The following is an 816-nucleotide window of genomic DNA, read 5'->3' on the forward strand; positions in this document are numbered from 1 at the left end:
CACGACACTCACCGACGATGATTCTGTCTGGTCGCATACGAAGGGCGTTAATCACCAAATCTCGAGCGGTAATTTCACCAGTACCTTCGACGCTTGCTTGGCGCGTTTCCAAACGCACAATGTGCGGCTGCTGCAACTGAAGTTCGGCTGCATCTTCAATGGTGACAATACGTTCACCACTGCCGATAAAGCCTGACAAAGCGTTCAGTAGTGTCGTCTTACCAGAACCAGTACCGCCTGAAATAAGAATGTTGCACTTGCAGTGGCTCGCAATGGAAAGTAGCTTCGCCATTTCAACGGACAGCGCGCCAAACTGAACCAAGTTTTCCAACTTGATTTTTTGCTCTTTAAACTTACGAATTGAGATTGAAGTACCATCAATCGCAAGAGGTGGTATTACGATGTTTACACGACTACCATCTTCTAAACGTGCATCACAAAGCGGTTTCGATTCATCAATTCGACGCCCTACATTGGATGCAATGCGTTTGGCGATAGTATTGAGCTGCTTTTCATTGACGAACTGGATTGGCGACTTCTCTACCTTGCCGTTGATTTCGATGAAAATATCTGACGGGCCATTGATCATAATGTCCGAGATATCATCGTTATCAACCAACGCTTGAAGCGGCCCTAAACCTTTAAGTTCATCCAGTAGTGCTTTGACGAGATCTAAACGCTTCAAACTGCTGATTTGCAGTTGCTTTTTCTCGATAAGAATATTGACGGAATCTTTTAGTTGGCTTTCAAGCTCCAATGGCTCGACATCGACTAAAGAAGCGGCATCAAGCGCGTCAAAGATTTCGTCTCTTATGT

1 protein-coding gene is annotated in these 816 nt (G+C 45.2%); it reads right to left on the reverse strand.

What is annotated here, in order from left to right; all coding sequences use genetic code 11:
* Positions 1-814, reverse strand: an 814-nt coding sequence (locus R7E78_RS25745) for a CpaF family protein (RefSeq protein ID WP_318058559.1), incomplete at its 3' end; no start/stop codon positions are given.
* Positions 815-816: the final 2 nt, after the last annotated feature.

The organism is Vibrio sp. YT-19(2023) (assembly GCF_033337395.1).